The sequence below is a fragment of the Faecalibacterium sp. AF10-46 genome, from assembly GCF_003604105.1.
In the GTDB taxonomy this organism is placed as follows: domain Bacteria; phylum Bacillota; class Clostridia; order Oscillospirales; family Ruminococcaceae; genus Faecalibacterium; species Faecalibacterium taiwanense.
The window spans coordinates 1-707 of sequence record NZ_QVGY01000032.1 but is presented as its reverse complement, the minus strand read 5'-3'; the positions used below and the strand labels follow the sequence as shown (position 1 = coordinate 707).

1 protein-coding gene is annotated in these 707 nt (G+C 45.5%); it reads left to right on the top strand.

Translation table 11 applies throughout. From position 1 onward, the window contains the following. Positions 1-707 (top strand): AAA family ATPase (locus tag DWV57_RS14235; protein ID WP_120021126.1); only part of this gene is annotated, 707 nt, incomplete at both ends.

Here is a 707-nt window from a genome sequence, read left to right as displayed (position 1 = left end):
TGTTTATCCAAGGGCTGACCATCGACTGGAACAGAGTTCGCCCATACAATTATGTTCGTCAGATTCCTGCCATCAGTGGAATCGACACTTTTACATTCCATAAGCCCATTACGTTCTTTGTTGGCGAAAATGGAAGTGGAAAATCTACGCTTCTGGAAGCAATCGCTGTTGCTTACGGCTTCAACGCAGAGGGTGGAACGAAGAACTATTCATTTTCCACATACAACTCCCATTCGGAACTATGTGAGGCTATGACGATTTCCAAGGGGTATCGCAGACCAAAGTTCGGGTATTTTCTCCGAGCAGAGAGTTTCTATAATGTAGCCACCAAGGAAATCGACTATTCCGATGACGATCATCCCTCCAAAGGCTATCACCAAAAATCACACGGTGAAAGTTTCCTCGCCATTGCGCAGGACTACATGGGTGCAGATGGAGTCTATATTTTTGACGAGCCGGAAGCTGCGCTATCCCCGCAGAGGCAGCTCACGTTACTGATCAACATTTATCGGTGTGCCCAAGAAGGGGCGCAATTCATTATCGTATCACATTCACCCATTCTCCTCGGAATGCCTGATGCTGAGATTTTTAGCTTCGACAATGGCACGATTCATCCTTGTCAGTATGAAGATACGGACAGCTACGTTATCACCAAAACATTTGTAAATAATCGGCAGCATTTTTTGAACCAGCTTCTGAACGAAGAA